At 49.5% G+C, this 24,146-nt stretch carries 23 protein-coding genes and 1 pseudogene; 12 read left to right on the top strand and 12 right to left on the bottom strand.

The window, feature by feature from the left end; genetic code table 11:
• Positions 1–14: 14 nt before the first annotated feature.
• The 8 genes from BGX16_RS06300 to lptC form a co-directional block, all read right to left on the bottom strand.
• Entirely contained in the window at positions 15–2,771 is a 2,757-nt protein-coding gene (locus tag BGX16_RS06300) for a CotH kinase family protein (RefSeq protein WP_100425291.1), read from the bottom strand.
• Between the two features lie 51 nt (positions 2,772–2,822).
• A complete protein-coding gene (locus BGX16_RS06295) occupies positions 2,823–3,719 on the bottom strand; it encodes an MlaD family protein (protein WP_100425290.1) in 897 nt (298 codons plus the stop codon).
• The gene (hprK, locus tag BGX16_RS06290; protein ID WP_241899477.1) at positions 3,712–4,740 is read right to left on the bottom strand and encodes an HPr(Ser) kinase/phosphatase; all 1,029 of its coding nucleotides are present in this window, start codon (positions 4,738–4,740) and stop codon (positions 3,712–3,714) included. Before hprK ends, BGX16_RS06295 begins: the two co-directional genes overlap by 8 nt.
• A 2-nt stretch (positions 4,741–4,742) precedes the next feature.
• Positions 4,743–5,075, bottom strand: a complete 333-nt coding sequence (hpf, locus tag BGX16_RS06285; protein WP_100425289.1) for a ribosome hibernation-promoting factor, HPF/YfiA family — start codon at positions 5,073–5,075, stop codon at positions 4,743–4,745.
• Positions 5,076–5,231: 156 nt separating this feature from the next.
• Positions 5,232–6,749: an RNA polymerase factor sigma-54 gene (rpoN, locus tag BGX16_RS06280; protein WP_100425288.1), complete on the bottom strand. Its 1,518-nt coding sequence runs from the start codon at positions 6,747–6,749 to the stop codon at positions 5,232–5,234.
• A 15-nt stretch (positions 6,750–6,764) separates the two neighbouring features.
• A complete protein-coding gene (gene lptB / locus BGX16_RS06275) occupies positions 6,765–7,502 on the bottom strand; it encodes an LPS export ABC transporter ATP-binding protein (RefSeq protein ID WP_100425287.1) in 738 nt (245 codons plus the stop codon).
• Positions 7,499–8,749 carry a hypothetical protein gene (locus BGX16_RS06270; RefSeq protein WP_100425286.1) on the bottom strand — a complete coding sequence of 417 codons (1,251 nt, stop codon included), beginning with the start codon at positions 8,747–8,749 and terminating at the stop codon, positions 7,499–7,501. Before BGX16_RS06270 ends, lptB begins: the two co-directional genes overlap by 4 nt.
• A complete protein-coding gene (gene lptC, locus BGX16_RS06265) occupies positions 8,746–9,450 on the bottom strand; it encodes an LPS export ABC transporter periplasmic protein LptC (RefSeq protein WP_100425285.1) in 705 nt (234 codons plus the stop codon). Before lptC ends, BGX16_RS06270 begins: the two co-directional genes overlap by 4 nt.
• A 111-nt stretch (positions 9,451–9,561) precedes the next feature.
• On the opposite strand from lptC, the gene BGX16_RS06260 reads away from it, so the two are divergent.
• Positions 9,562–10,629: a glucokinase gene (locus tag BGX16_RS06260; RefSeq protein WP_157797907.1), complete on the top strand. Its 1,068-nt coding sequence runs from the start codon at positions 9,562–9,564 to the stop codon at positions 10,627–10,629.
• A gap of 44 nt (positions 10,630–10,673) precedes the next feature.
• Here BGX16_RS06260 and BGX16_RS06255 read toward each other — a convergent pair whose 3' ends face one another.
• Both BGX16_RS06255 and mnmE read right to left on the bottom strand, forming a co-directional pair.
• A complete protein-coding gene (locus BGX16_RS06255) occupies positions 10,674–11,417 on the bottom strand; it encodes an arylamine N-acetyltransferase family protein (RefSeq protein WP_100425283.1) in 744 nt (247 codons plus the stop codon).
• Positions 11,418–12,770 carry a tRNA uridine-5-carboxymethylaminomethyl(34) synthesis GTPase MnmE gene (mnmE, locus tag BGX16_RS06250; RefSeq protein ID WP_100425282.1) on the bottom strand — a complete coding sequence of 451 codons (1,353 nt, stop codon included), beginning with the start codon at positions 12,768–12,770 and terminating at the stop codon, positions 11,418–11,420. It abuts the gene before it with no gap.
• 173 nt (positions 12,771–12,943) lie between these two features.
• Between mnmE and BGX16_RS15235 the strand changes: the two are divergent.
• The 7 genes and pseudogenes from BGX16_RS15235 to BGX16_RS06220 all read left to right on the top strand — a co-directional run.
• Positions 12,944–13,156: pseudogene (locus BGX16_RS15235) on the top strand (EcoRI family type II restriction endonuclease); the annotation flags it as partial.
• Positions 13,157–13,186: 30 nt separating this feature from the next.
• Positions 13,187–14,155: an adenine-specific methyltransferase EcoRI family protein gene (locus BGX16_RS06240; RefSeq protein WP_100425280.1), complete on the top strand. Its 969-nt coding sequence runs from the start codon at positions 13,187–13,189 to the stop codon at positions 14,153–14,155.
• Between the two features lie 125 nt (positions 14,156–14,280).
• On the top strand, positions 14,281–14,874 hold the full coding sequence (locus tag BGX16_RS06235; protein WP_100425279.1) for an ATP-dependent Clp protease proteolytic subunit: 594 nt from the start codon (positions 14,281–14,283) through the stop codon (positions 14,872–14,874).
• Positions 14,874–15,776: a signal recognition particle-docking protein FtsY gene (ftsY, locus tag BGX16_RS06230; protein WP_100425278.1), complete on the top strand. Its 903-nt coding sequence runs from the start codon at positions 14,874–14,876 to the stop codon at positions 15,774–15,776. Before BGX16_RS06235 ends, ftsY begins: the two co-directional genes overlap by 1 nt.
• Positions 15,751–16,122, top strand: a complete 372-nt coding sequence (locus BGX16_RS14575) for a hypothetical protein (protein WP_157797906.1) — start codon at positions 15,751–15,753, stop codon at positions 16,120–16,122. The genes ftsY and BGX16_RS14575 overlap by 26 nt, the downstream gene beginning before the upstream one ends.
• Entirely contained in the window at positions 16,119–16,622 is a 504-nt protein-coding gene (locus BGX16_RS06225) for a thioredoxin family protein (RefSeq protein WP_157797905.1), read from the top strand. Before BGX16_RS14575 ends, BGX16_RS06225 begins: the two co-directional genes overlap by 4 nt.
• Entirely contained in the window at positions 16,619–18,250 is a 1,632-nt protein-coding gene (locus BGX16_RS06220) for a glycosyltransferase family 2 protein (RefSeq protein ID WP_100425276.1), read from the top strand. The genes BGX16_RS06225 and BGX16_RS06220 overlap by 4 nt, the downstream gene beginning before the upstream one ends.
• Before the next feature lie 6 nt (positions 18,251–18,256).
• Here the strand turns inward: BGX16_RS06220 and BGX16_RS06215 are convergent, their stop codons facing one another.
• Positions 18,257–18,541, bottom strand: a complete 285-nt coding sequence (locus tag BGX16_RS06215) for a hypothetical protein (protein WP_100425275.1) — start codon at positions 18,539–18,541, stop codon at positions 18,257–18,259.
• Between the two features lie 24 nt (positions 18,542–18,565).
• On the opposite strand from BGX16_RS06215, the gene BGX16_RS06210 reads away from it, so the two are divergent.
• Positions 18,566–19,375 (top strand): menaquinone biosynthetic enzyme MqnA/MqnD family protein, encoded by an 810-nt coding sequence (locus BGX16_RS06210; RefSeq protein ID WP_100425274.1) that lies wholly within the window; start codon positions 18,566–18,568, stop codon positions 19,373–19,375.
• Here BGX16_RS06210 and BGX16_RS06205 read toward each other — a convergent pair.
• A complete protein-coding gene (locus BGX16_RS06205; protein WP_100425273.1) occupies positions 19,344–19,988 on the bottom strand; it encodes a bifunctional 4-hydroxy-2-oxoglutarate aldolase/2-dehydro-3-deoxy-phosphogluconate aldolase in 645 nt (214 codons plus the stop codon). The two genes, BGX16_RS06210 and BGX16_RS06205, sit on opposite strands and share 32 nt — an antisense overlap.
• Before the next feature lie 106 nt (positions 19,989–20,094).
• Here BGX16_RS06205 and BGX16_RS06200 point away from each other — a divergent pair, with 106 nt between their 5' ends.
• The 3 genes from BGX16_RS06200 (at position 20,095) to BGX16_RS14570 (ending at position 24,145) form a co-directional block, all read left to right on the top strand.
• On the top strand, positions 20,095–22,437 hold the full coding sequence (locus BGX16_RS06200) for a ribonuclease R family protein (RefSeq protein ID WP_100425272.1): 2,343 nt from the start codon (positions 20,095–20,097) through the stop codon (positions 22,435–22,437).
• A 3-nt stretch (positions 22,438–22,440) separates the two neighbouring features.
• The gene (locus tag BGX16_RS06195) at positions 22,441–23,328 is read left to right on the top strand and encodes a rhamnan synthesis F family protein (RefSeq protein WP_100425271.1); all 888 of its coding nucleotides are present in this window, start codon (positions 22,441–22,443) and stop codon (positions 23,326–23,328) included.
• A 124-nt stretch (positions 23,329–23,452) separates the two neighbouring features.
• Complete coding sequence (locus BGX16_RS14570) at positions 23,453–24,145, top strand: hypothetical protein (RefSeq protein WP_157797904.1); 693 nt, start codon at positions 23,453–23,455, stop codon at positions 24,143–24,145.
• Position 24,146: the final 1 nt, after the last annotated feature.

Here is a 24,146-nt window from a genome sequence, read left to right as displayed (position 1 = left end):
TTTGAACTTTTGCTTCAGCGGAAGAGTGCGGTATAGACGCTTCCGTCGGCAGGGAGGAGCGTTTTAACGCTAGAAGTATCACCGTCGTTCCAACCGATGAACGTGCAACCGGCTGAAGGTTCTGCGGTAAGCGTTACCGGAATATTCGGGTAAAGCTTGAGCGCGGTCGCATGGTGCAGGGAAATGCCGTCAACGGAAATCGTGCCGCAGCTTCCTGGGTCGAGCGTGACTGTGGCGAAGTCAGAAAGCCCAAAATAGTCTTCCATTTCGGCGATGACTTGAGCGGGGCGGATCTTGGCAAAATTTTCGATCTTGGAAAGCTGGTTTTCCATATAGCTCGCGTTATGGCCCCAACGGTCCTGATCGCGGGGAATTTCCGCTTGGATTTCTTGCATCATGCTGTGTATTTTTGCAAGGACGGTATCGACGCTGAATTTGGTTACGGTCAGCGCGACGAAGCGGTTGATGAACCGATTGCGGAAGGTGGAATTCTTGAGCAGGTTTCGGATGGGAACCGTGTATTCGACGCCGTTCGGGTAACTGGTCGCCGTGGAATCCAAGGTGTATTCGAACATGTTCATGGATGCGTATCTGTCTTCGGCGTGACCGTTGTCAAATCCCCAGTCTAAATCGTAGAGCATCCATTTCCACTTGGTTTCGGGCGAATGGCTTTTCCACTTTTTAAGGTTATTGCCTGGCCAGTCGCGATTGGCGATGAACATTTCCGTTTGGATGTAATTCGTGTAATTGTCCACGTCCATCAGGCTTTGAACGTAGGCGTAAGCGGCGCTGTCGCGGAGATCGTTAGCTTGGATATATCTTTCGAGGGCGAGGTAATCGCTTGCGCTGCCACAGGTGACCTCGTTGTTGGTTTTGAGCAGGTCAATGGAGCCTTCGTCATAGCCGTAATTCGTGAGAAAGTAGTTTTCGTTCAGGCGTTCACGGATATTGTGAATGCCAAAGTATTTTCCGTTTACGTAGACGATCGATGGGCGAGCCTTTTGATAATCGACGCCTAAGCCTTGCGTGATGCTCGATCCGAGTCTGTCTCGGATGTAATCCTGGTAAAAGTTCCCGCCGTTGTTGCGGAAGACGAGATCCTTAAAAACGGCGAGGTTTGGAAATTCGGGGAAAATCTTGTATTCGAGTTCGGAATCTCCGTAGCGCTTGCGGAATTTGAGGGCGAAGGATTTTTTAGCGTTTGTACGGCTGTAATTGCCGAAGATTTCGTAGCCGACCGTTTTGCTGAATGCGGGCGTTTGGGCGCCAGGCTCAAAGAAGGTGATTTCGGCAGGGATCGTTTTGTCGAGCCAGTAATTTGCGCCGTAATGCGGTTCTTCGGGGCTTGCGTTTGGGCCTTCTTCGTAAATTCCCGAGTCCGGATCAAAGAGAGAATTCGGGTCGGCGGTAATGAAAGCCGTAGCGATGCTCGGTGCGCTTTCAAAGATGTAGGTGCGTGTGCTGACATCGCTTGGCAAGGCGCCTGTGCGGAACGTGGCGCAGCGGAGAACTGTAGTTTGGGAAATGTCGAGCGTGGTGACGACGGGGCTTGTTTCCGTCGGAAGTTTTCCGCCGAGTTCGCAGCGGGCAACGCTCAAAGAATCGCTTGTGAGGGAGACCGTAAACGGATCCGTGTAAAATCCGGATTCGGGAAGCTCAAAGCGGTTTGTGGCTTGGACAGCATAAGCTTCACTCGTAATCCCGAGCGGAGTAGGCTCTGCAAAGCCCCAACCGTTTCCGGCGAAGGAAAAGGTTTTTCCTTGGGGAACGCTAGGGTAAAGAATGGAATCGCGCAGGGCGCCTGTGGAATCAAACAGGAAAACGCTCCCGCCTGATTTGGGAAGTTTGAAATTTGTATGGGGAAAATGTCCCTGGTTGCAGGCGATGTATGAGGTGAACTTGAACTGTACACGGTTGTAGTGATTGTTGACCGCGGCGAAACGCGTCCCGTAAATGTTTTGCAAATCCGGAAAGGAGGTTCCCGTCGGCAGGGAAATCTTGTACACTGTCGAAGAATCCCCGGTGCCGGTAATCGTTGTCGACCAGCCGAGCCAATCATCGTAATCGGGCTGCGTAAGGCGAATTTCCAAAGGTTCGTCCTTTGTCACGTAACCCGTCAGCAGAAGCTGATTCGCCGTTTTCAAGTCTTGCACATCGGAAGTCGAACCGGAATTCACCCCGACGAAAATACAGGCGCTGCTCCAGCCAAGTTCCGTATTGACCGCAAGTTGCATCTGCCCCGAAATGGAGCGCCTTCCGTTTACGCTAGAAACGTAATTCGAAGTCTGCCAAGGTTCTGCAATGCTATTGCCTGCAACAGGGGTGGATTGGGAATCGCTCCAGCTCCACGCGCCGCTCCCCAGCATATCGGTAGAATCTGAAGGAGTTTCGTAATCGGCACGGTCCTTTTTCGAAAAATAAACGATCAAAAAACTCTGAGGCGGAACAATCGCGTTTCCGAATGTCCATTTGCGAGGCTCGCTTTCGGAATTCGAAAGAGAAAAGCCTTTCAGGTTCACTGCGGTATCGGCGGGGTTAAAAAGCTCGATCCAATCGGAATTGTCGCCGTCTTCATCTTGGAACGTGAAATTCTGAGGATTCACTTCGGTAAAGACGACTGGAGCGCTGCGCATAAAATTCTCGGCATCCGCAGGAATTTCTCCCGGAGGATTCAAATCATCTTCGGAGACGTCATCGAGATTGTCACTGCAAGAAAGAAGTAGACCGCTGAGAGTGGCGATTGCCAAAGCATATTTTTTCAAACTAACCATACCCTAAACATAAGTATTTATGAGGGGAAGAAACTTATAAAAAAGGTATCTTTAGAAGATGTCTACGTTCAGCTTGATGCCGTGTTTTTTAACGTCAGCGATGAGGGCCTGTGCACTTGCTCGGATTGCATCCAGCTGTTTAGAAACTTCGCTGCCTTTTTGCATCACGAGAGCGGCGGTGTTGTCGTTTCGAGCGAGCTTTTCCAGAACGTTTTTCGACTGGATTTTGGTATTTTCGACGGAAGTTGTCAACTGTTCCAGTTTGGACAGCAGTTCGGAGCCGTCTCCTTCGAGGGTGCCTGCGTCGGACTTCAACTTTTCAAAGGAATTCTGAAGCTTGTCTGCGGAAGAGGAAAGATTTTCAAAGAGGGTTTTCGCTTCGTTTTTCCAACTTTCCATGTCGCTGTTTGCGGTTGCGACCAAGTTCTTGCCTTTGCGAATCACGCGGTCAAGCTTTTGACGGTCGGAATCTTTTTCGATGGTGTCGAGCAGGGCGAGGGTTGTTTCGAGAGTTGCATTGAATTCGGCGAGGGCGGTGTTCAATCCCTTATCGAAGAGAGTATTAAAAATCGTATCCTTGGATGTGTAGACTGTATCGGAGGTGCCGAGATGGATGCAGATTTCGTGGTTGCCGAGGAATCCGACTGTCGTAAAGGTGAGTTTCGAATCCTTGGGAATAGAAACTGTGGAGACCACTTCGAAGGTGACGTAGATACAGGAATCTGTTTTGTGCATTCCCAGAATACGGCCTTTGGGGAGTCCGCCGATTTTCACATTGCTTCCACTGCCGATGGGACCGACAACGCTAAAGGCGGCGGTGTAATGGGTGCGCTCGTTATAAGGGCTGAGAGGGTGAAAAAAATACCAGAGCAAGAAGATGAGACTGGCAAGGAACAGAACGCCGAAGAGCATTCGCTTGTTGCCGTGCATCGAAATCTTGCTATTCATACGTGGTACCGATCAGAACGTCGTTAAAACCGTCATCCTTGAAAAGGCCTTGCGCCTTATCTTGAATGACTTTCAACAAATTAGCATTAAATTCCTTGGCGGCGTCCACGCCGTTCATTTTCATGAGCGCGTTCATGGCGATGACTTCGGAAATTACGGTTAGGCTCTTGCCCGGAGCGACCGGAATCAAAACTTTGGGAACCTTAACTCCGAGGATTTCTTCGTATGCGTTGGAAAGGCCCGTGCGTTCGTAAGTCATACCCTGCTGCCACGGTTGCAGTTCTATGACGACTTCGATCTTCTTTTTTCGTCGCACGGATTTGATACCGAACATGGATTTGACATCGATGATGCCGATGCCGCGGATTTCCATGTGATGTTTGATCAGGGCTTCTGAGCGACCGATGAGCGTATCGCCGATGCGCGTGATGCGAACGGAGTCGTCTGCAACCAGGCGGTGACCGCGTTCCACAAGATCGAGCACGCATTCGGATTTGCCGACGTTGCTGTCGCCCACGTAGAGCATGCCCACGCCGTAAACGTCAACGAGGCTCGCATGGACGGACGTATATTCCGCAAAATACTGTTCAAGGAAACGCTGCGTTTCTTTTGCAAAGTCAAAGGTCGAAAGTTCCGTTGTCATGAGCGGAACGTTCTGTTTGACGCACATGTTCAAAAGTTCTTGATGCGGCGTCAAATTGTGTGTCAGCACCCACATGGGAGATCGAAATTCAGAAAGCTTGGCGAAAATATATTCGCGGGCTTCGCTGCCGACGCTTTCTAGATAGCTCCATTCCGTGGAGCCGATCATCTGGATTTGATCGGGATTATAAACAGAAAGATACCCGGACATCGCAAGGCCCGGACGATGAATCCCGATATGAGAAATATTGGTTTTTAAGGAATTTTCCGGCGTGTGAAGCTTGAGCTTCAGCGGTTTCTGGAAGTGTTTAAAAAAATCAAGAACCGGGCACAGGGCTCGGCGCTTGATATCTTGATTGTTAAAACAGTAGTATGCCACTTTTACTTTTGTGCAGCAGCGGTGACTTCTGCCATCGATTCCGCCTGATGGGCGCTCTGCTTTTCGTTAGCCTTCTTGAGCTGCACTTTCGCGCGTTCAAAAGCGACATCAATCGCTTTTCCCATTGTTTCTTCGTCTGCGGAGGCGACGACGGTTGCGCCCTTCACATTCAGAGAAATTGCCACATGGCGACTGAGATCGCTGATCTTGTCGAGAACGATGGAAGCAGAAGTAATGTTCGGATAGAATTTTCCAAGTGCGTCCACTGCATCTTTAAGGGTAGCTTGAAGAGTATCAGAAATAGTGCAATGACGAGCGGCAATTTGAACTTCCATATCGAACCTCCAGTTAAGGGTGGAAAATAACTTTTGGAGAACTTTGGACGTCCTCCCATCAATGGATATACATCTTTATTTTCCAAAAAAGAACGCTTTTCGAGAAAAATTTTTTCTTTTTCGGCTTCTAATTTGGAATAGCTCCTTTGTGAACCCTTATTTTAAGGCTTTTCGATGCCTTGCGGGCAGAATTTTCAGTTCTTCTCGGTATTTGGCGACCGTGCGGCGGGCGACCTTCATGCCCTGTTTTTCGAGGGCATCGGCAATCGCCTGGTCGGAAAGCGGAGCTGAGCGGTCTTCGTTTGCGACAAGGTCCTTGATCGTGTCGAGGATCTTTGCCGAGCCGACAGCGCTGCCGTCGCTCTGGATGATGCCCGAGCTGAAGAACTGCTTGAGCTCGTAAATACCGTAAGGCGTGTCGACGTATTTGCCGTTCGTGACGCGGTTGACCGTACTCGGGTCGCGCTTGACTTCATCGGCGATGTCTTGCAGAATCATCGGCTTTAGATTTTCAGGGCCTTTGGCAAAGAAGTCGTGTTGCTTTTCGAGAATCGCATTCATCACAAGTTCGATTGTGCTGCGGCGATTGTCCACGCTTTTGATAAACGTGTTCGCGGCGTTGAGCTTGTCGCGCACATAGTCCTTGTCTTTTTTGCTCGCATTCGGCTGCTGTAAAATTTTGCGGTAGGTCTCGTTGATGTGCAAGCGAGGAATGTGTTCGTAGCGCATGACGACCTTGAACTTTCCTTCGCCTGTTTTGACGACTTCCATGTCGGGGACAATCGACTGGGTTGGCGTGTTGTTAATCTGGGCGCCTGGATGCGGAGAAAGCACATGCAGCTCGTGGACCGCTTTTTGCACTTCTTCCGTACTTTTGTTTAAAGCTTTGGCGATGGCTGCGTAGCGGAGCTCGGTCAGGGCGTCGAAATGCTTTTCCAGAATCTGGATCGCAAGAGGGGAAAAGTCCGGGATGCGGTAGGCTTGAATCAAAAAGCATTCGCGCAGGTTGCGAGCGCCGATTCCCGGCGGAGTAAAGGATTGTAGAACGTGGAACGCTTCTTGCACAGGGTAAGAGGCTTCTTCTAAAGGTTTTTTGTTCTGCAGAACTTCTTCGACTTCGGCAATGTCCGGGTCTTTTTGTTCTTCGGCATTTTCATCGAGTAAAAGATCTTTGTCGGCGGGTGCGAGGAAGCCGTTGTCGCCGACGCAGCCGATGAGATATTCCACGATCTTCACAATCTGCGGAGAACGTTTCCATTCGCGAAGCTGATTCTTTAAGAGCTCCTGCATGCTGAGGCCGCGCGTCGGTTCCGGGCGCAGGTCTTCATCGGGATCCCTGCCGCCCAAATCTTTATACGGCGCTTCGGAATTGCGGAACCCGTCTTCCATATACTGATTCCAGTCGATCGAATTTTCGATACCGGGTTCCATCAGATCGTGGCTGTTGTCGTCACCATCGACGCCCGAGCTTTCGCGTACCGGTTCATCCAAGGATTCCATGCGGTTATCGACAGGCTCTTCTGCTTCGAGGAGCGGGTTCGTTTCGATCTCCTGAGTGATTGCCGCCTGGAGTTCGATCGTGTTCATCTGGAGCATTTTAATGGACTGCAGCATCTGCGGGGACAGATTCTGATCCAACTTCATGCCTTGCTTTAATTGAATTCCTAAATCCATAAGAGCGTCCTTGATTTAGTCCAGGCGGAAAGATTCACCGAGGTAAATACGCTTCGCTTCTTCGTTGCTTGCGAGGTAGTCGGAAGTGCCTTCGGTCAGAACCTGGCTTTTGTACATGATGTAGGCGCGGTCTGTGATGGAAAGCGTTTCACGTACGTTGTGGTCCGTGATGAGGATTCCCATGCCCTTGTCTTTTAAACTGGAAATGATCGCTTGAATGTCGGCGACGGCGATCGGGTCGATGCCTGCGAACGGTTCGTCGAGCAGCAAAAAGTCCGGGTTTGCGGCGAGTGCGCGGGCGATTTCTAAGCGTCTTCTTTCGCCACCGGAGCAACTCATCGATTTCGTTTTGCGGATGTGCGTAATTTTGAATTCTTCGAGGAGCTGTTCCAAGCGTTCCTTGCGTTCCTTGCGGCTGTAGCCTTGAGTTTCGAGGATTGCCATGATGTTGTCCTGGACACTCAGCTTGCGAAAGATTGAAGCTTCCTGTGGAAGATAGCCGACGCCGAGTCTTGCACGGCGGAACATCGGCTTTTCGGTCATTTCCACATCGTCCAAGAAGATGTGACCGGAATCCGGACGGACCATGCCCACAATCATGTAGAATGAAGTCGTTTTGCCGGCACCGTTCGGACCGAGAAGGCCGACGATTTCTCCCTGGGAAACGCTGATCGAAACGTCGTTCACCACTTTACGACCGTTGTAGATTTTGCAAATCTTATCCGTGCGAATGGTTCGAATGAGGTTTTTCATTTGGTATCCTCTTTTTTCGCGGGAGCGCTTTTGTCGGTTTTCTCCAGTTTCTTCAAGGATTGCTCGGTCCATTTTTTGACGCTCGAATCCTTTACCACTTTGGGTAAAATGTTTTGTTTGGTCAGGTCGGTGTAACGCCCGCTGGCGAGCGTCTTTGTCCCCGCGAGTTTTAAATGTTTAACCTTTCCGTCGGCGAAGGCGATTCGAATCGTGTCGCCAGTGGCTTCGTTTCTGCCGTCGATCTGGCGCTTTTTTTCCATCACGTGAAAATAGGTACTTTGGGCATCGCCCGAAATCAGGGCGCGTTTAAGCTTTCCGTTTTTAAAGGAAAGGTCCAGACGACCGCCTTCCATCTGGTTCTTGTAATCGGCAAAGTCCGCTTCGTAGAAGAACCCGCGGGCGTTTAAGTTCACATAAAGGCGCTTGATCTTGTCGTTTTTAAATTCCGCGTAGAGCGTGTCGCCGATCGCTTCCGTGTAGTGATCGGGTTTTCCTTTTTTGCCCTTTTCGTGCTGCTTGCCTTTGGCGTTGCGAATGACGAGGGCGCTTTTGAGGGTGCGCTTTTCGGAGTCGATTGTGAGGTAGATGGAATCTCCGGTCAGTTCGTAGCCTTCGAGGTTAAATTTGGGGGAACCTTTGAGGGCGACCCAGTTGTTCTTTTTATCAAGGTAGCCCGTGTCGCAGGTGACGATCATTTCGCCCTGGGTGATGGTCACGTTTCTAAAGGCTTCGGCGAATTCCGTTTCTTGATTGAACGTGATGAGTTCTGCGCGTACGACGGTCGTGTCGATTTTCGTCGTGTCCTTTTTTTGTTTTTGATACTGATGTAAAAGTGGCTGGTCGGTGAGCTTTAAGAACTTTTTCTTTTTGTTGTAAACAAGGTTGTTTCCGAAGAAAGCGTAAGAGCCTGCGGAATCTTTTGCTTCGACATAGCCCTTGGCGATGGCGATTTCCGTTTTGCGCTGGTAGGAACCGTAGTTCGCTTTGATGTAACCGTCGGGATGGGTAAAGAGAAAGCTCCCTTCGCAGTCGACTTTATCGAGATGCTTGTTCCACGTGGCACGGGCTGTGCGGAATGCGATCGAATCATGCGTAAAATAAACGTGTCCGTTCAGCAGCAAAAAGCCCGCTTTGCGCATTACCGCAAGGCTGTCGGCGTGGCGCATCACGAGCGGGGAACTTTGCGCAATGGAGCTTTCCCAGAATCCGCCCAAAAGAATCGCTAGCAGTAGAATGCGAAACGTCATTTTCTGCCTCCCGGAACCGCTTTATTTGGAACGGGCTGCTTTTGTACAGGCGGTCGATGCGGAGCAGGCACATCTTCTACAATGTTTTCGCTTTGCTTATTGTCTTCTTCCTTTAAGCGTCTGGCTGCGTCCTGAAAAATTCCTGTGACATCGGAAAGAATGTGCCAGTTTTCCATTTTTGCGTCGCTTACAAAGCCTTTTCCCTGGAGAACGTCGCCGTCTTCGCTTACCACGCGGACGTAGCTTTCGGTTTTCACCAGGTTGTCTTTTTTATTCCACAAAAGAGAGTCCGCTCGAACAGAAGCGCCTTTCGGGGTTAGCGCGTAAACATGTCCATAAGCGTAGACGTAATTCATCTTGCTGTCGAGAGTTCCTGAATCAGCCCTTAAAAATGCGGAGCGTTCTCCCGCGGAATCAAAAATGTCGACAAGAATCGGCTTTGCAAAAATTTTTTCGGTGCTGCCCCAGCGTTCCAGATAGGCGGTCTTCACCTTCCATGAAAGTTTTTCTTTTTCATAAAAATCGAGCAGGGTCGTGTCCGTGAAGAGCATCGTTGGACGTTCGACTGCTTCAAAGCCCGGCGGTGGGCTGTTTTCTTCGGCATCTTCGCAGGCAGTCGAAAGAATGGTCAAAAAAATGCAGGCGCTCAGCGCGAGCGTCCGCCGTAAATGTTTTAGATTGCCTAGCAAAAAATATGCCATCAGTATCAAAGATACTATAAAAATAGGCGCCGGAGTAGAACAAAACAGGGGCAAATTTGATTGAATTGCAAAAATATTGGATATATTTATAGCAACATTTACGGAGTTTTTATGGAATTAAAATGGTGCAACCCAGAAGCTGAATTTGATCGTCTCGTTTTAGCCATTGATATCGGCGGTACGAATACAAATTTGGCACTTGTTGCCTGCAAAGAAGGCAAGTTTACCCTGGTGATGAAGGCGGACTACGCTTCTTCTCAAATCAACGGTCTTGAAGAACCGATTGCGGAAACCCTTCGAATTGCTGCGGAAAAGCGTGCGGATTTGAAGCCGAGCCATTGTTGCATCAGCGCGGCAGGTCCTGTTGCCGATAACCGCTGCGTGATGACGAACCTCAAATGGAGCGTGGACGGTAACGATCTCGCAAGTAAGTTCGGTTTCCCGGTGCTCGTCGTGAACGACTTTATCGCAATCAGCTACGGAATTCCGACTTTGAACGTGAACGATTCGAAACAGATTTATAAGATTCCTCACTTGGACGGTTCGACCCCGGAATCAAAACCGACGACCAAGGCGGTGATCGGCCCGGGTACGGGCATGGGCGTTTCTTTCCTCGCTTATGACGGCAAGAAGTACATTCCGGCGAGTTCGGAAGGCGGTCACATGACCTTTGCCCCGTTCGACAAGGATATGCAGGACTTCCGCGATTACATGGAAAAGCGCATTGGCGCAGTTCCGGGCGTGGAACCTCTCTGCTCCGGCATGGGCCTTGCGCACCTTTATGAATGGTGGCGCGATACGAAGGGCGTTCCGCAGAACGATGCGTTCAAGAAAATCGAAGAAACGGTCTGGAACGACCGTCCAAAGTATATTAGCCGTGCAAGCGATACGGATCCGGTTGCTGCCGAAATGATGCGCCTTTTTGTGAAGATGCTTGCCCGTTATGCCAGTGACGTGTGCACGCTCCTCCTTCCGTTTGGCGGTTTCTACCTCGCCGGCGGTACGGTGCAAAAGGATTTGCGCTGGCTCGTGAACAACAATCTGTTCATGGAATACTTTGAAAAGAATTACAACCCGAACATCCAGCCGCTCTTGAAGAAGATTCCGGTGTACGTGATCAAGGATTACAGCATTAGCCTTTACGGCGCTGCAAATGCAAGCGTTTGCTTGCAGAAGTAATTCTGCTTGAATGTGAAAAAGGCCCGCTGTTGTGCGGGTCTTTTTTATTTCCTTAAAACGCCGAGAGCTCTTTCGATCGTTTCTTCTTCAATGCCAAATATCGCGTGGAGCTTTGAAACTTGGTCTTCTGGCAGGATCTTTTCCATGCGCGAACCGTCTTTATCGCGGATGAGCAGGTTCCCTTTTTGGAAGTAGTACTGGACGCCTTTTTCTCGGTCGAGCTTATTCAGTACCGGATAAGTCATCATTTCGCGGTCAAAGGATTCGCTCCAGTGTTTTTGGAATTCCTGCGGAGTGACGCCCAAAATGTTGAATTCAAACCGGAGCTTCAAAGGACCTTTGAGGGAACCCGTGTACAGTCCAAGGACACCGTTTTCAAGCTCTAAACGGACCACGTTCGGAACGAGCGGATAAAAGGCTTCGCTTTTTTGAAATGGAATGGCGACGGGAATTTTTAACGGGTCAAAGATCAAGTATCCTGGATCGAGCAAAAAGTCTTCACCGTCTACAGGAAGGAGCAGGGCGCAGTGAATGTTTTTTTCGATGCGCTTGTCGCCCATTAAAAGCTTGGGTGCATAACCCATGCTGCGGAGCTCCTGGTATAGATGCCAGGTGAGGCTAAAACAGGTACCGCCGCCCATCCAAGCGTCCAAATCGTTTTCGTAACTGTCGTCGAGTTTACGGGCACCGTCCGCGCTTTTCGCTTCGGAATAGCGAATGATCTTCGTCAGGTTTTCGTAGGTGACGTTTGAAATGCGATTGCAGAGATCGAGAATTTGCTGTTGCATTTACTTTCCGATGCAGAAGCCGTTGAAAATCGTTTGCAGAACGTCTTCGCTCGAAATTTCGCCAACGATTTCTGCCAAGGAATTGGCGACGGAGCGAAGTTCGAAGGCGATGAGTTCCACGGCGGGATTGGTGTCGAGAAGCGTTTGGATGCGGTCAAGTCCTGCGTCGGCTTCACGCAGGGCGGCGCATTCTCGTTCGCTTGTAATCCAGTATTCGTCGCTTGTTTCGCCTTCGGGAAAGAGCGCCTTGTCGAGCATTTGCACGAGTTCCGAAAGGCCTGTTCCCGCTTTGGAAGAAAGGGTGAGCGTGACGTCGCTTGGAATGGGAGCGTTACCTGCGAGATCGATTTTGGAATAGACGATCCAGTGCCCTTTTTCTTTGGCTTCGGCGATTTGCTTTTGCGCTTCGGCTGTGTTTGCTTGGGTGGCGTCCACAAGGCAAATCGCGAGGTCTGCGGATTCGATCGCTTCGACGCTTTTTTCCATGGAACGCTCGTCGAGCGCATTCTGGGCGACTTCGGCGATGCCTGCGGTATCGATCAGCGTCGCTTCGCCCGAGGGAAGCGGTAAAGAAACTTCGATAAAGTCGCGGGTCGTGCCGGGAATATCACTGACGAGAACGCGGTTTTCTTTTAGAAGGGCGTTCAGCAGGCTCGATTTTCCCGCATTCGGTGCTCCGTACAGAACGATACGCGGTTTTTTGTTGATCGCTCCGGAATTTTTGAAATGACGGATAAGGTCTTTGACTTTTTCTTGAATTTCGCTAAAACGATCTTTCCAGCCCGCAAAATCGGGGTCCGCTTCTTCTTCCACAAAATCCACTTCGAGTTCGATGCGGGCAGAGATGTCTTTTAATTTGTGCGCAAGTTCGTGAACGTCCTTGGAGAACTTTCCCGATAAAAGCTTGTGCGCATTGTCTAAAGCAGAAAGCGTTTGACTGTGAATTACATCGGCTACGGATTCCGCTTGCACAAGGTCCATTTTGCCGTTCAAGAAAGCGCGCTTTGTGTATTCTCCCCGGTAAGCGATGCGCACGTTTTCAAGGCTGCACATCGCATCGATTAAGCTGCGGACAATCAGAGGGTTCCCGTGCGGAAAAAGTTCGAGCGAATCTTCGCCTGTATAGGAATTGGGGGCTGCGTAAAAAATGTACAGCAGGGAATCGAGTTTTTTTTGCGTTTCGGGATGCCTTGCCACTGCAAGAGTTGCCATGCGAGGTGTCGGGGATTCGCAGTGGAACATTTTTCTTAAAATGGAGCGCGTTTCAGGTCCGCTCACGCGGATGACGGCTAGCGCGGATGTTCCGTGCGGGGTAGCAGGGGCAACAATCGTCTGTTCTACAGTTTTCTTCATTACTTCAAAAGTAATTTTTCCCATCCACTTCCAGAATTGCGGGCACCTGGGGAAGGTTAAAAAGGCTGTCTTGAAGGGTTTCTGAACGTTATTTTACCCTAAAATGAATGGCTGGTTCTGTCATTTTACTGTCAAAATTATATTGTATATTTATGTAAAGAATAAGGAATTCCTATGGCTACGTCCTTTTCCTGGAAGGTTCCAATTTCCTAACGCAGGATGTCGTCGTGACAAGACCCGACGGTAGAAAAGTCACCCTGACCTATAATTCGGGAGCAATAAACAGGCTCGACCGTTTGACGGCGGCTAATTACGGAATGCCAATCAACAGAAATCTTTGCAAAAACAAAATTGTCCAAATTGGCGATTCTAGCGTCATGCTCCAAACAGCTGACAAAATCTAACTAGGGGATTTTATAGTGCGTAAAATAGATCATTCTCTCTTGGACAACGCCAAGGCAAACAAAAAGGACGAATTCTACACGCAGCTTTTGGATATCGAAAGAGAATTACAGTATTACGAAAAACACTTCAAGAACAAAACGGTCTATTGCAACTGCGATGATGCCAGAGTCAGCAATTTTTACAAATTTTTTGTAGAAAATTTCAAACGGCTAGGTCTAAAAAAATTGATTTGCGCCTGCTACAAGCGAGACTCTCAGGACTTATTCGAAGCAAATGAACATGCGTTCTACTACGAATATGCCGGAAAAGAAAAAAAATACCCAACCCTAAAAGATGTTAACTATTTCAAGGGAAACGGTGATTTTCGGAGCAACGAGAGCGTTGAACTCCTGAAGCAAAGTGATATAGTCGTGACCAACCCACCATTTTCCTTGTTCAGGGAATATGTTTCCCAATTAGAAAAATACAAGAAAAAATTCCTGATCATCAGCAATATTAACGCCATTACATATAAAGAAGTTTTCGCACTGATAAAAGAAAATAAGGTGTGGATGGGAGTCAATATGGGTCGTGGAATTTCTGGTTTTATTGTGCCAAAACATTACGAACTCTATGGCCTAGAAACTAAAATCAATGGCAATGGCGAAAGAATTATTTCGCCGAACAACTGCATGTGGCTTACAAATCTGGATAATGCACAAAGGCATGAATTTATTCCTCTGGTCAAGGAATACAGGGGAAATGAACACGCTTATCCGCGATTTGACAACTTTGATGCTATCAACGTAAACAAGACTCAGGATATTCCGTCAGATTACAATGGAATTATGGGCGTTCCCATTACCTTTTTGCATAAGTTCAACCCAGACCAGTTCAAGATTATCAAATTCCGCAAAGGAAACGATGAACGGGATTTGTGCATCAACGGCAAGCCCACATACTTCAGAATTCTGATTCAAGGTCAATCCAAATCCCGCTGACGGCGGAAAAAGACCAGTAAGCCTTCGGGTCCTAAATAAAGCCTTTGATTTAGGCTTTTGAAAAATGGTGCTTGTGAAATTTTGTAAATTAGTGCGGAACAAATTTTACCCGATGGAGTTTTTGAATGAACGCCGCAAAGAAAGCCGAAAAAGAACAAGAAAAGGAACAGATGCCGGACTTCATGAAGAAGGCCGAAGAGTACTTTTCTAACAATCGTAAAATCTTTTTGTGGAATCAAGTGGACGACGAAAGTGCCGGCAAAATTGTGAAGCAGCTTTTGTATCTGGATTCCCTTTCCCATGACGATATTATTTTCTTCATCAACAGCCCGGGCGGCGTGATTTCTAGCGGCCTTGCAATTTACGATGCGATGAACGCAATTGAGAGTGACGTGGTGACGGTTTGCTGTGGTCAGGCGGCTTCGATGGGTGCTGTGCTTTTGACTGCCGGTGCAAAGGGAAAGCGTTATGCTTGGCCGTCCGCCCGCATCATGATTCACCAACCGTTGATCCAAGGTCAAATGGAAGGCCCTGCAAGCGACATCAAGATCCAGGCCGAAGAAATGCTTCGCATCCGCTCCATTACCACGAGCATCATTGCGAAGACAAGCGGCAAAACAATCGAAGAAGTCGATCGTGATACGGAACGCGATAACTTTATGTCGGCAGACGAAGCCAAGGCTTACGGACTGATCGACGAAGTGAAGAGCATTCTCTAATGGGTTTGTTTTCTGCCATCAAAAAGGGCCTTCAGAAGACCCGCGAGGCGATCCTTGGCGAAATCAAGGGCATTGCCGGTCAAGGGAAAGTCACAGATGAAATGCTCGAGGAACTCGAAGAACGTTTGATCAAGGCGGATGTCGGTACGAGTGCCGCATTCCTTTTGACGGACGCTCTCCGTGAAGAGGCTTTGGGCAAGTCCCTTTCGCAAAACGAAGTCCTAGATATTTTGCGCTCCGAAGCGGAACGCTTTCTGGTGGACCCGCCGAAGTTTGAATTCAAGGGTAATCCGCACGTGTTCCTTGTAATCGGTGTGAACGGCGCCGGTAAAACGACGACAATCGGAAAGCTTGCAAAGAAGTTTGCAGACGAAGGCCACAAGGTGATGATCGCTGCGGCGGATACGTTCCGGGCGGCGGCGATTGAACAGCTTGAAGTTTGGGCAAAACGTTCGGGTGCGGAATTCGTGCGCCACGCGGAAGGCTCGGACCCGGCTGCGGTCGCCTTTGATGCTTGCCAGGCGGCCAAGGCGCGTGGCTGTGACGTCGTGTTCATCGATACCGCTGGTCGCTTGCAGAATAAAGATTACCTGATGGAAGAACTCGCAAAAATCGTCCGCGTGCTAAAGAAGATCGATCCGTCTTATCCGCACGATATGATGCTCGTTCTCGACGGCAACACGGGGCAGAATGCAATCAACCAGGCGAAGATCTTTCACAAAAGCTTCCCGCTGACGGGTCTTGTTGTGACAAAGCTCGACGGTACGGCTCACGGAGGTTCCGTTCTTTCGATTGCAAGTTCTCTGAAGGTGCCTATTCTCTGGGTGGGAATGGGTGAACGCATCGACCAGCTCGTGCCTTTTAACAAGGCGGAATATGTCGATGGACTCTTTAAGGAATAAAATCAGGCTTGGAATTTTTGCACTCTCGGTGCTTGCCTGTTCCGAGAGTTCCAATTCTATTCCCCCCGATTTTGTGCGCCTGTACGTCGATCTCCGAGTCGCTTCGCGCGAGTATGGGGAAACTTCGACGGACGGTCGCATAGTCCGTATGCGAATTCTAGAAAAGTACGGCTATACGGCGGAGCGCTTTGATTCGGTCGCGGAATGCATTCAAAAAAGTCCCGACCTTTGGGAGCCGTTCCAGGAAGCGGTCGTCGAATATACGGATTCGATTGCGGTGGCGGTGAATGCTATAGCTCCGCAGATTCGAAACCAGCCCGATTCAAAGAAAGGGGAAAAAAAATGAAGCTCTCTTTCGCGCTTTGCCTGGCTGTTCTCCTTTGCGGAATGATTGCGTCCGTTTTTGCAAAAGACGCTCCGAAATTCAAAGCGGTGACGACGGCCCGCGATTCTGTGCACTGGGAAGATTACACGGCGGCCCTTTCTTCTGCTAAAAAAGATCAGAAGATGATCTTTGTCGACATCGTCGCGGACTGGTGCATTCCTTGCCGCGAAATGGAAAAGACGACTTACCGCGACAAGCAGGTCGTTGAAACTTTGAATAAACGCTTTCACCCGGTACGCTTAAACCAGGCCGCAGAAGATACGATCCAGTGCGACGACAAACGCTTGCCCGTGAACCGATGCTTCTTTAACGTTTGGAATCTTCAAGCGGTTCCTTCATACGTGCTGATCGCGCCGAAGGGACTTTCGATTCTCACTTATTCGAACGGCCTTTCCGCCGATCAGATGAATATCCTTTTGATGCAATTCCTGTCGAAGGAAAAGGAATGGATTGCTGAATGAATTTTACGCCGATAGAAATCGCCTTTTGGGTGCTGCTTTTTTTGCTCGTTCACTGCTATTTGATTTTCCCAGTGACACTTCCTTTTTTGAGCGAACTTTTCTCTCGTAAGAATCGCATGATTGCAGATAAAGTAAATCTTCCGAAGGTCTCGATTCTCGTTTCGGCGTACAACGAAGAAGCGGTCATCGAAAAGAAGATTTTGAACTTTCTCGAAATCGATTACCCGAAGGAACTGCTCGAAATTTTGATCGGCGACGACGGATCTGCGGACCGTACCGCGGAAATCGTAGAACGCTATGCGGACAAGGGCATTCGCCTGGTGAAGGCTCCGCAGAACGCGGGGAAGGCCGCCATGCTCAACCGTTTGCAGGGACAGGCTTCGGGCGAAATTCTCGTTTTCTGTGATGCGAATACGATGCTCTTTCCGAACGTGATTCGAAAGCTCGTCGCTCCGTTCGCCGATCCGCAAATCGGCTGCGTCTGCGGGCATTTGATTTTGACGGACAAGAGCGGAAGTCCGCTCGGCTCGGGCGAACGCAGCTACTGGGATCTAGAATCGGAAATCAAAAAGTTCGAAGGCATTCTCGATCGCCTTGTCGGCGGTAACGGCGCCCTTTATGCAATCCGCAAATCGCTGTACACACAGCTCCCGGTGAAGAAGAGTGTGATGGATGACTTCTTCATTACGGTCAAGGTTTTGCAGAAAGGTTCCTTCTGCACCTTCGATTCGAGTGCTATCGGAACGGAGCAGACTTCGAAGGAAGGCTCGGGCGAATACCGTCGCAAGGTGCGCATTGGGCGTGCGAACTTCAACTACTTGTTCTCTTACTTGCCGCTGCTCAATCCGTTCCGTCCGTTGCTCGCTTACCTGTTCCTTTCGCATAAACTTTTGCGCTGGCTGACTCCGCATATTGCGCTTGTGCTGCTCGTTTTGAACGGTATTCTTTTGACTTCCGGTCGTCCGGTTTATTTTGTGACGATGGGTCTTGCCGTTTTGTTCTTGCTTGTGGCTTTGACAAAACTTTCGGGAAGCGCCTACTACTTTTTGCTGATGAACTTTGCGATGCTCAAGGGCAGCTTCCTTTCGCTTGCGAAGGAACACGGTGGCGGTTGGAAGCGTGAAGCCCGTGGAGATGAAGAAGAGGAAGGAACTTCGACGGTTGTGAAGGTTTTGCCGTTTGTGCTTTCAAGTGCCCTTTCGTTTGCGGCTTTAGCACCAGCGCCTGCGCAAGCCTTGACCGCGGATGTGAGTGCGGGCGTTGTGAATGCGACGGAAGATCTTTCCGAATTCAATTTTAACGTGTCGGGCCACTGGTGGTATCCGGTCGATCAGATGGTTTTTTTGGGCCTTGGAGTGGACTACCAGCGCTTTGGCGATGTGACTCTTGTTCCGGTGATGGGAAGCGCCTATATGCGTTTGCCGTTTGGCAGCGTGATGATGCCTGCGGCGACTTTCGACATCGGTTATGCGTTTGGAAATGATGCCCAGATGATTTGGCGCGTAGGCGGTGGCTTGGATATTAAGCTTGGCCGCTATTCGTCGATGCTTGTGCTTGGCGGTTACGAGAATCTGCGAAAAACCGGAGATTTAGTCTATCTCCGTTGCGGTCTCCTGCTAGAACTTTAAGAAAAGTTATTCCACGATGAGATCTTCGTCTGCCACATTCAAGTCGGCGACGATTTCGAGGGCGTCCGGTTCGTCCAGGAACTTGGCAATCAGGCCGGTGCGCTTTTCGCCTGTATCGTGGGTAATCAGTTCAATCACATCATCGATCTTCACGTCAATGACGGCTTTGTCGGTGACAGGAATTTTAATCGACATACCCTTGGCGATATCGCCTTCCAAAATGGATCCACGAAAAACCAAACTTTTTTGATCTTCACCAAAGAGAGTTCTTTTCACATGAAATTTTGCCATATGCCAAAAAGTTAAATTATTCTCATGAACTTGCGTGTTGGAAGAATCCCTTTTTTGGTGTGCGCTCCGTTTTTTCATCTTTTTTTGAACGATGAAGCGCGTTTTGAAGGCTATTCTTTTGACGATGGAGCGCCGAGCGCTCTGAATCAAAAACTTTGGACGGGTGAAATCCACTTGGCGCCTGCATCTTCGATCGCTTATGCCCGTGCGCCGCAGGATCTTGTCCTTGCTCCGGATCTTTGCACATCGTGCAAGCTCGAAGTGAATTCTGTGGAACTCTTTTCCCGCTATCCGCTGAACGAGCTTTCGGGCAAGCGCATTTACATGACTTCGCAGAGTGGAACGTCGGTTGCCCTTTTGCGGGTCATTTGCTCGCAGTATGCAAACGTTCGCCCGGAATATGTGACAGAACGCGCAGATTGTGACGCGGCACTCCTTATCGGAGATGAGGCTTTGATCGAAAAGGCGAAAGGCTCTTGGCCGTATTGCTACGACATGGCTCTTCTCTGGAGAGACTGGCACGGGCTTCCGTTCGTGTTCGGGGCGTGGAGTATTCATCGTTTGGCGCTTTCGTGCGAGATGCGTCCAAGACTTGAAGCCTTCCTTGAAAATGTGCGCGAGTCGATTGCAAAGTTTCGTGCGTGTCCGCAGAAAGCATTAAAAAAATGGGCGGAGCGTTACCCCGTCCCATTCACTGCGGAAGAATTAAAAGGCTATTACGATTCTCTCGATTACGAATTTACAGACGAAAGAAAAAAATCCTTGCAGCTGTATTTTAATTTGTGTGTAAAAGAGGAGATCCTTAGCGAATCGCCGACTTTACGCTTTCTATAAAAATCGAAAGATCCTTTCCGATGGTTTCCCAATCGTTTGCCTGCATCCGTGCGGGCTTAAAAATGCTAGCGCCAAAGGCGACGAGGTTCACGCCACTTTTAAAGTAATCCGCGACGTTTTCGGTAGAGACTCCACCGCAGGCGAGTAGTGGAATGTCGCGGAATGGGCCGCGTAATGCTTTGATGTAGGAAGGTCCGCCGACATGGCTCACCGGGAAGATTTTGACGCAGCTTGCGCCAAATTCATAGGCGCTCTGGATTTCGGTCGGGGTCAGCGCGCCTGGGATGTCGGGAATGTTCTCTTCGACGCATTTGCGGATGACCGATTCGACGGTATTCGGGGAAACGATGAATTCCGCGCCCGCTGCAAGAGCCTTGTCGAGATCTTTCAGGTTGCGGACGGTGCCTGCTCCCACTTGGATGCCAAGCGGCTTTGCGAAGCGTTTGAGCCTTGCAATGATGCTTGCCGCTGCATCGGTATTCATGGTGACTTCGATGGCTTTTAAACCGCATTTGGCGGTGGTCTTGGCGCAGGATTCTTCGGCGCCTTCCGGGATGTCGCGCAGAATGCCGACGACGGGCATGTCTTGGAGTGAGGAGAGGAGCTTGTTCATAGCTCGGAAAATAGCAAGATTCTGTGATGAATTTACGTTTTTTAGCGTTTTTTTGGTTTTTAGCCTTTGATTAACCTATTTTCTAAGTGTAAATAGGAGGCGTTTTATGCAAGATTTGCCCTCGAAAGAACAGATTATCGCCGTTGTGCGAGACGAGCCGATGGTCGGCAGTCAGCTCCGCCGTGCGATGGGCATTACGAAACACAAGAAATTGGCTTTTAAGCAGTTGCTTGCGGAAATGGTGAACGAAGGATCGCTCGCCCGTACAAGCAATAAGGAATACACGCCTGGGGCCGGCGAGCCGAAGTATGCAGAAGACAGCGAAGATAACCGCCGCCCGTCAGCGGCGAGCCGTCGTAAGGCGACTTACGATGATGACGAAAGCCGCGTCCACCGTGGCGTTTTAAGCCCGGATGGAAACGATTGGTGGCAGGTGACCGATTCGAGCACGGGTAAGGTTTACCAGATGGCGCATCGCAGCAAGGTTCCGGGCAAGGACGGCGAAACGATCGCGTTTACGCTGTATCCGCATCCGAAGCTCAAGCATTCGATGCTCGCGAAGGTGGACCGTTCTGCGATGGAAGGTGACCTTAAGTGGAGCGATGTAAAGGCTCAGTTCCTCAAGGATTCTTCGCTTCCGGAAGGCTTCTCGGATTCCATCATGGAATTTGTGAACAAGCAGCAGGCTCCGAGCGAAAAGGATTTGAAGGACGGCCGCGTGGATTTGCGAAACCTGTATATTCTTTGCATTGACCCGGACGGCGCCATGGACCATGACGATGCGATTTCGGTGGAAAAGCGTCCGGACGGCGGTTTCCATTTGGGCGTGCACATTGCCGATGTGAGCCATTACGTGCCGGAGGGTTCGGAACTCGATGACGAAGCTTTGACGCGCAGCTTTACGCAGTATTTGCCGTGGACTTCTGTGCCGATGCTTCCGGATCGCCTTTCGAGCGACCTGTGTTCTTTGCACCAGGGCGTGGACCGTCTCGCGTTCAGCTGCCTTATAGAACTTGACAAAGATGCCCATGTGGAATCCTTTGCGTTCAAGAAGAGTATGGTGAACATTACCGCGGGCATTACATACGGCGAAGCGGTCAAACGTTTGGAAGCGGGCGATGAACATGTGAAGGCCTTGCAGGAAGTGACAGCGCTCCTTCGTGAGAATCGTCGCAAGAACGGCATTTTGGAACTCGGCAGTACGGAATTCGGTTGTAAGTTTGACGAAAACGGCGAACCAGAAAAGATCGTGCCGCGAGAAGAAAACGAATCCGACCACTGGGTCGAAGAATGTATGCTCATTGCAAACCAGTGCTGCGCCCGAGAACTCGAACGTCGCCATTTGCAAGGTGTGTACCGTATTCACGAAGCTCCGGATACGAAGGACATTATGGAACTTTATTACCAGATGCCCGACCTGTTCAAGGACAGCCCGATTTCGCTCCGTGAACTCGGAAAGCCGCGCCGCGGCGATACGAACCTGAACCCGGATATCTTTAAGCTTTACCAGCATCTGATCGCCCGTGCTAAGGGAGATGATGAAATCATCATGCGCATTCTTCGCAGTATGCAGAAGGCGCATTACGATAGCAACTGCTTCGGTCACTTTGCGTTGAACTGGCAGGACTATGCACACTTCACAAGCCCGATCCGCCGTTATGCGGACCTTTGGTGCCACCGCGAACTTTCGCGCAAGACTCCGGATGAAACCGATGTGAAGCGCGCCTGGGATGTGGTGGCCGTCTGCTCCGAAATTTCGGCAAACGAAGTGAAGAATCAGAAGACGGAACGCATGTCTTTGAAGGTGTGCGCTACCTGGCTTTTGCGTAAACATTTGGGCGAAGAATTCAATGCGACCGTGACCGGTGTGCAGGAATGGGGCATTTACGTAGGTGTGGAAGATCCGCAGGCCGAAGGCCTTGTGCGTTTCCGCGACATCGCAGGCTCCGACTTCTACGTGTTTAATCCGGACAAGGGAATCGTTTACGGCAAGCGTAGCAACAAAACCTTTGCCCGCGGCGACAAGGTTCGCGTGAGGCTTCTCCGGGCCAATCCGGTTCGCGGTGAAGCGGACTTTGCAATCCTCGAAAAGATCGGCGACGGCAGAACCTCTAAAATGGCAAAGCTCGACCGTGCCGAAGCCGCCGAAAATCTGGGCCTTGTGACGCAACCGGATGAAAGCGAACTCGAAACGCTTCGCCCGAGCGAACGTCGCAAGGTGCGGGAATCCTACGGTGGCGACCGCAAGGCGAACAAACGCAAAGCGGAACGTGAAGAACGCGTCGAATACGGACGTGGGCGTAAGCGTACAAGCCGCCGTAGTGAAATGGATGACGAACCGCGTGGCCGTCAAAGCCGCGGAAAAAAATCCTTTGGTCGAAAAAAGAAAACTTCGACTTTTGGAAATTCGCGACGCGATTCCGGACACATTCATGGTAAAAAGCGATAACCGATGACGAATCCAACTTCCAACCTTCGCAAGGTCCTTTACGCCTCGTTTCAAACGGGGGAATCTTTACCGGGCTACATTCGCTATGCGCTGGAAGCTCTTTGCCAAACGGGTTATTCCGTTGTTTACCTGACAAACGAACGTGACTTGGACGCGTCTTCGCACGCGTTTCTCGACTCGCATCACATTGAGCTGTTCTTTACCGTAAATCACGGTTATGACTTTGGCATGTGGCATCGCTATATCGCATACACGGCCCAGTTTCGCCGAGAAGAGTGGGAGCGTTTGGTGCTCGTGAACGATTCCATCGTTTATTTTCAGAATCGGTTTGTGAAGCTTTTCCAGACCGCAGAAGAAATGTCTGCCGATGTGGTTTCTCTGACTTCGAATGAAGAGCAGGCTCCGCATTTGCAGTCGTTCTTTTTGTTTTTGAAGCCGAAGGCGATTGCGCCGTTTTGCGAACGTTTAATGGATGAACCGGAAGGGGAAGATTTTTACGATACGGTGACCCGTTTTGAAGTCGGCACGAGTGTCGCTTTGCGTGAAAAGGGTTTGACTTTTGATTCGATCATTCATACGCCGAAGCCAGTGCTCTTTTCGTATCCGGAACTAATCGAGCAAAAGTTTGGCTTTGTAAAACGCAAGTTCTTGCAAAAAAGATGGACCCGAGGAGAAGCCTATTTCTTCTGGGATCATGATGCTGGGGATGCGCTCCTTTTGGATTATACCCGTTGGATTCGAGAAAAGGGTTCACCCGATCGCGACTTCGATTTGAAATGGCTCTGCGAACCGGAAAAGACGTTCTTGCAGAAATTGCAAGACGTGGTCCGATTTGTATATTATAAATTCCGCTGGAAGCTTTCGAATGCGAAAGCGAAAATGGGGAAATGATGCATTTTTTACAGACTTTCAACACGAATATGGAGTCATCCATTAATTTTATAACCCCTTTAGAGTATATTATAGATAAGTTAAAACGGCAGATCCAAATCACAAATTAATTTTTGGAGGAAAGATGAATAATTTCAAATGGTTTGCTCTATTTGTAAGTCTTCTTTTCTCGGCTTGCTCTTCCGATTCTTCTGTGTCATCGGCAGAGAAAAATGAGGAGACTTCGACGGGTTCAAGCGAAATGATATCGTCATCTTCGATCTCTTATGGAATCATTCCCATAGATACGTCGTCTGCTCAACAAGGTTCCGATACAGGAATTGATGATATGATAAGTATGACATCGTCATCGAAGACATATTATCGGTTTACGACAGAACGGGTAGAACTTTATGATACGCTGGGAATTTATGTGAATGCTTATTATGAGGAAAAAGGTCTCTATGGAAATGATAATCGTGTTGGCGGATCGGCCATTTTTACATATCGCCTTCTGAATTCTTCGGCGGATTCGATGCGTACTTTTGTCGGTTGGTTGTTGGATGGAGCTTATTGGAGCGATAATTGCGTACAGGATTCAACTTATTTCGCTAACCGATGTGCGGAATTAGTCGGGGAACTTGTCGATTATAATGAAGGGTGCTCTGTCAATAACCTTCAACTGTCTTGTGTATATCCATATGAATATACAGATTCTGTAGAAGCTTTAAATTCTATTGCAAAAGAATTTTTGAATTTTGCTATGGAAAATTGGGTAGAGATCGAAGAACCGAAAGAAAATTCTTCGATGTCTTCCGCTTCTTCGAAATCCCTTTAAG

The sequence above is a fragment of the Hallerella succinigenes genome (assembly GCF_002797675.1).
GTDB lineage: Bacteria > Fibrobacterota > Fibrobacteria > Fibrobacterales > Fibrobacteraceae > Hallerella > Hallerella succinigenes.
The sequence above is the reverse complement of the archived record's forward strand: the minus strand, read 5'-3'. Positions and strand labels throughout refer to the sequence as shown.

What these genes read in the sequence shown, in the direction of transcription:
- rpoN (WP_100425288.1), bottom strand. Translation starts at nt 6,749, where the DNA reads ATGGATTTAGGAATTCAATTAAAGCAAGGCATGAAGTTGGATCAGAAT.
- BGX16_RS06210 (WP_100425274.1), top strand. Translation starts at nt 18,566, where the DNA reads ATGAACTTGCGTGTTGGAAGAATCCCTTTTTTGGTGTGCGCTCCGTTT.
- BGX16_RS06255 (WP_100425283.1), bottom strand. Translation starts at nt 11,417, where the DNA reads ATGCAACAGCAAATTCTCGATCTCTGCAATCGCATTTCAAACGTCACC.
- mnmE (WP_100425282.1), bottom strand. Translation starts at nt 12,770, where the DNA reads ATGAAGAAAACTGTAGAACAGACGATTGTTGCCCCTGCTACCCCGCAC.
- BGX16_RS06220 (WP_100425276.1), top strand. Translation starts at nt 16,619, where the DNA reads ATGAATTTTACGCCGATAGAAATCGCCTTTTGGGTGCTGCTTTTTTTG.
- BGX16_RS06225 (WP_157797905.1), top strand. Translation starts at nt 16,119, where the DNA reads ATGAAGCTCTCTTTCGCGCTTTGCCTGGCTGTTCTCCTTTGCGGAATG.
- hpf (WP_100425289.1), bottom strand. Translation starts at nt 5,075, where the DNA reads ATGGAAGTTCAAATTGCCGCTCGTCATTGCACTATTTCTGATACTCTT.
- BGX16_RS14575 (WP_157797906.1), top strand. Translation starts at nt 15,751, where the DNA reads ATGTCGATGGACTCTTTAAGGAATAAAATCAGGCTTGGAATTTTTGCA.
- BGX16_RS06215 (WP_100425275.1), bottom strand. Translation starts at nt 18,541, where the DNA reads ATGGCAAAATTTCATGTGAAAAGAACTCTCTTTGGTGAAGATCAAAAA.
- BGX16_RS06300 (WP_100425291.1), bottom strand. Translation starts at nt 2,771, where the DNA reads ATGGTTAGTTTGAAAAAATATGCTTTGGCAATCGCCACTCTCAGCGGT.
- BGX16_RS06295 (WP_100425290.1), bottom strand. Translation starts at nt 3,719, where the DNA reads ATGAATAGCAAGATTTCGATGCACGGCAACAAGCGAATGCTCTTCGGC.
- BGX16_RS06270 (WP_100425286.1), bottom strand. Translation starts at nt 8,749, where the DNA reads ATGACGTTTCGCATTCTACTGCTAGCGATTCTTTTGGGCGGATTCTGG.
- lptB (WP_100425287.1), bottom strand. Translation starts at nt 7,502, where the DNA reads ATGAAAAACCTCATTCGAACCATTCGCACGGATAAGATTTGCAAAATC.
- ftsY (WP_100425278.1), top strand. Translation starts at nt 14,874, where the DNA reads ATGGGTTTGTTTTCTGCCATCAAAAAGGGCCTTCAGAAGACCCGCGAG.
- BGX16_RS06200 (WP_100425272.1), top strand. Translation starts at nt 20,095, where the DNA reads ATGCAAGATTTGCCCTCGAAAGAACAGATTATCGCCGTTGTGCGAGAC.
- BGX16_RS06260 (WP_157797907.1), top strand. Translation starts at nt 9,562, where the DNA reads ATGGAATTAAAATGGTGCAACCCAGAAGCTGAATTTGATCGTCTCGTT.
- BGX16_RS14570 (WP_157797904.1), top strand. Translation starts at nt 23,453, where the DNA reads ATGAATAATTTCAAATGGTTTGCTCTATTTGTAAGTCTTCTTTTCTCG.
- lptC (WP_100425285.1), bottom strand. Translation starts at nt 9,450, where the DNA reads ATGGCATATTTTTTGCTAGGCAATCTAAAACATTTACGGCGGACGCTC.
- BGX16_RS06195 (WP_100425271.1), top strand. Translation starts at nt 22,441, where the DNA reads ATGACGAATCCAACTTCCAACCTTCGCAAGGTCCTTTACGCCTCGTTT.
- BGX16_RS06205 (WP_100425273.1), bottom strand. Translation starts at nt 19,988, where the DNA reads ATGAACAAGCTCCTCTCCTCACTCCAAGACATGCCCGTCGTCGGCATT.
- BGX16_RS06235 (WP_100425279.1), top strand. Translation starts at nt 14,281, where the DNA reads ATGAACGCCGCAAAGAAAGCCGAAAAAGAACAAGAAAAGGAACAGATG.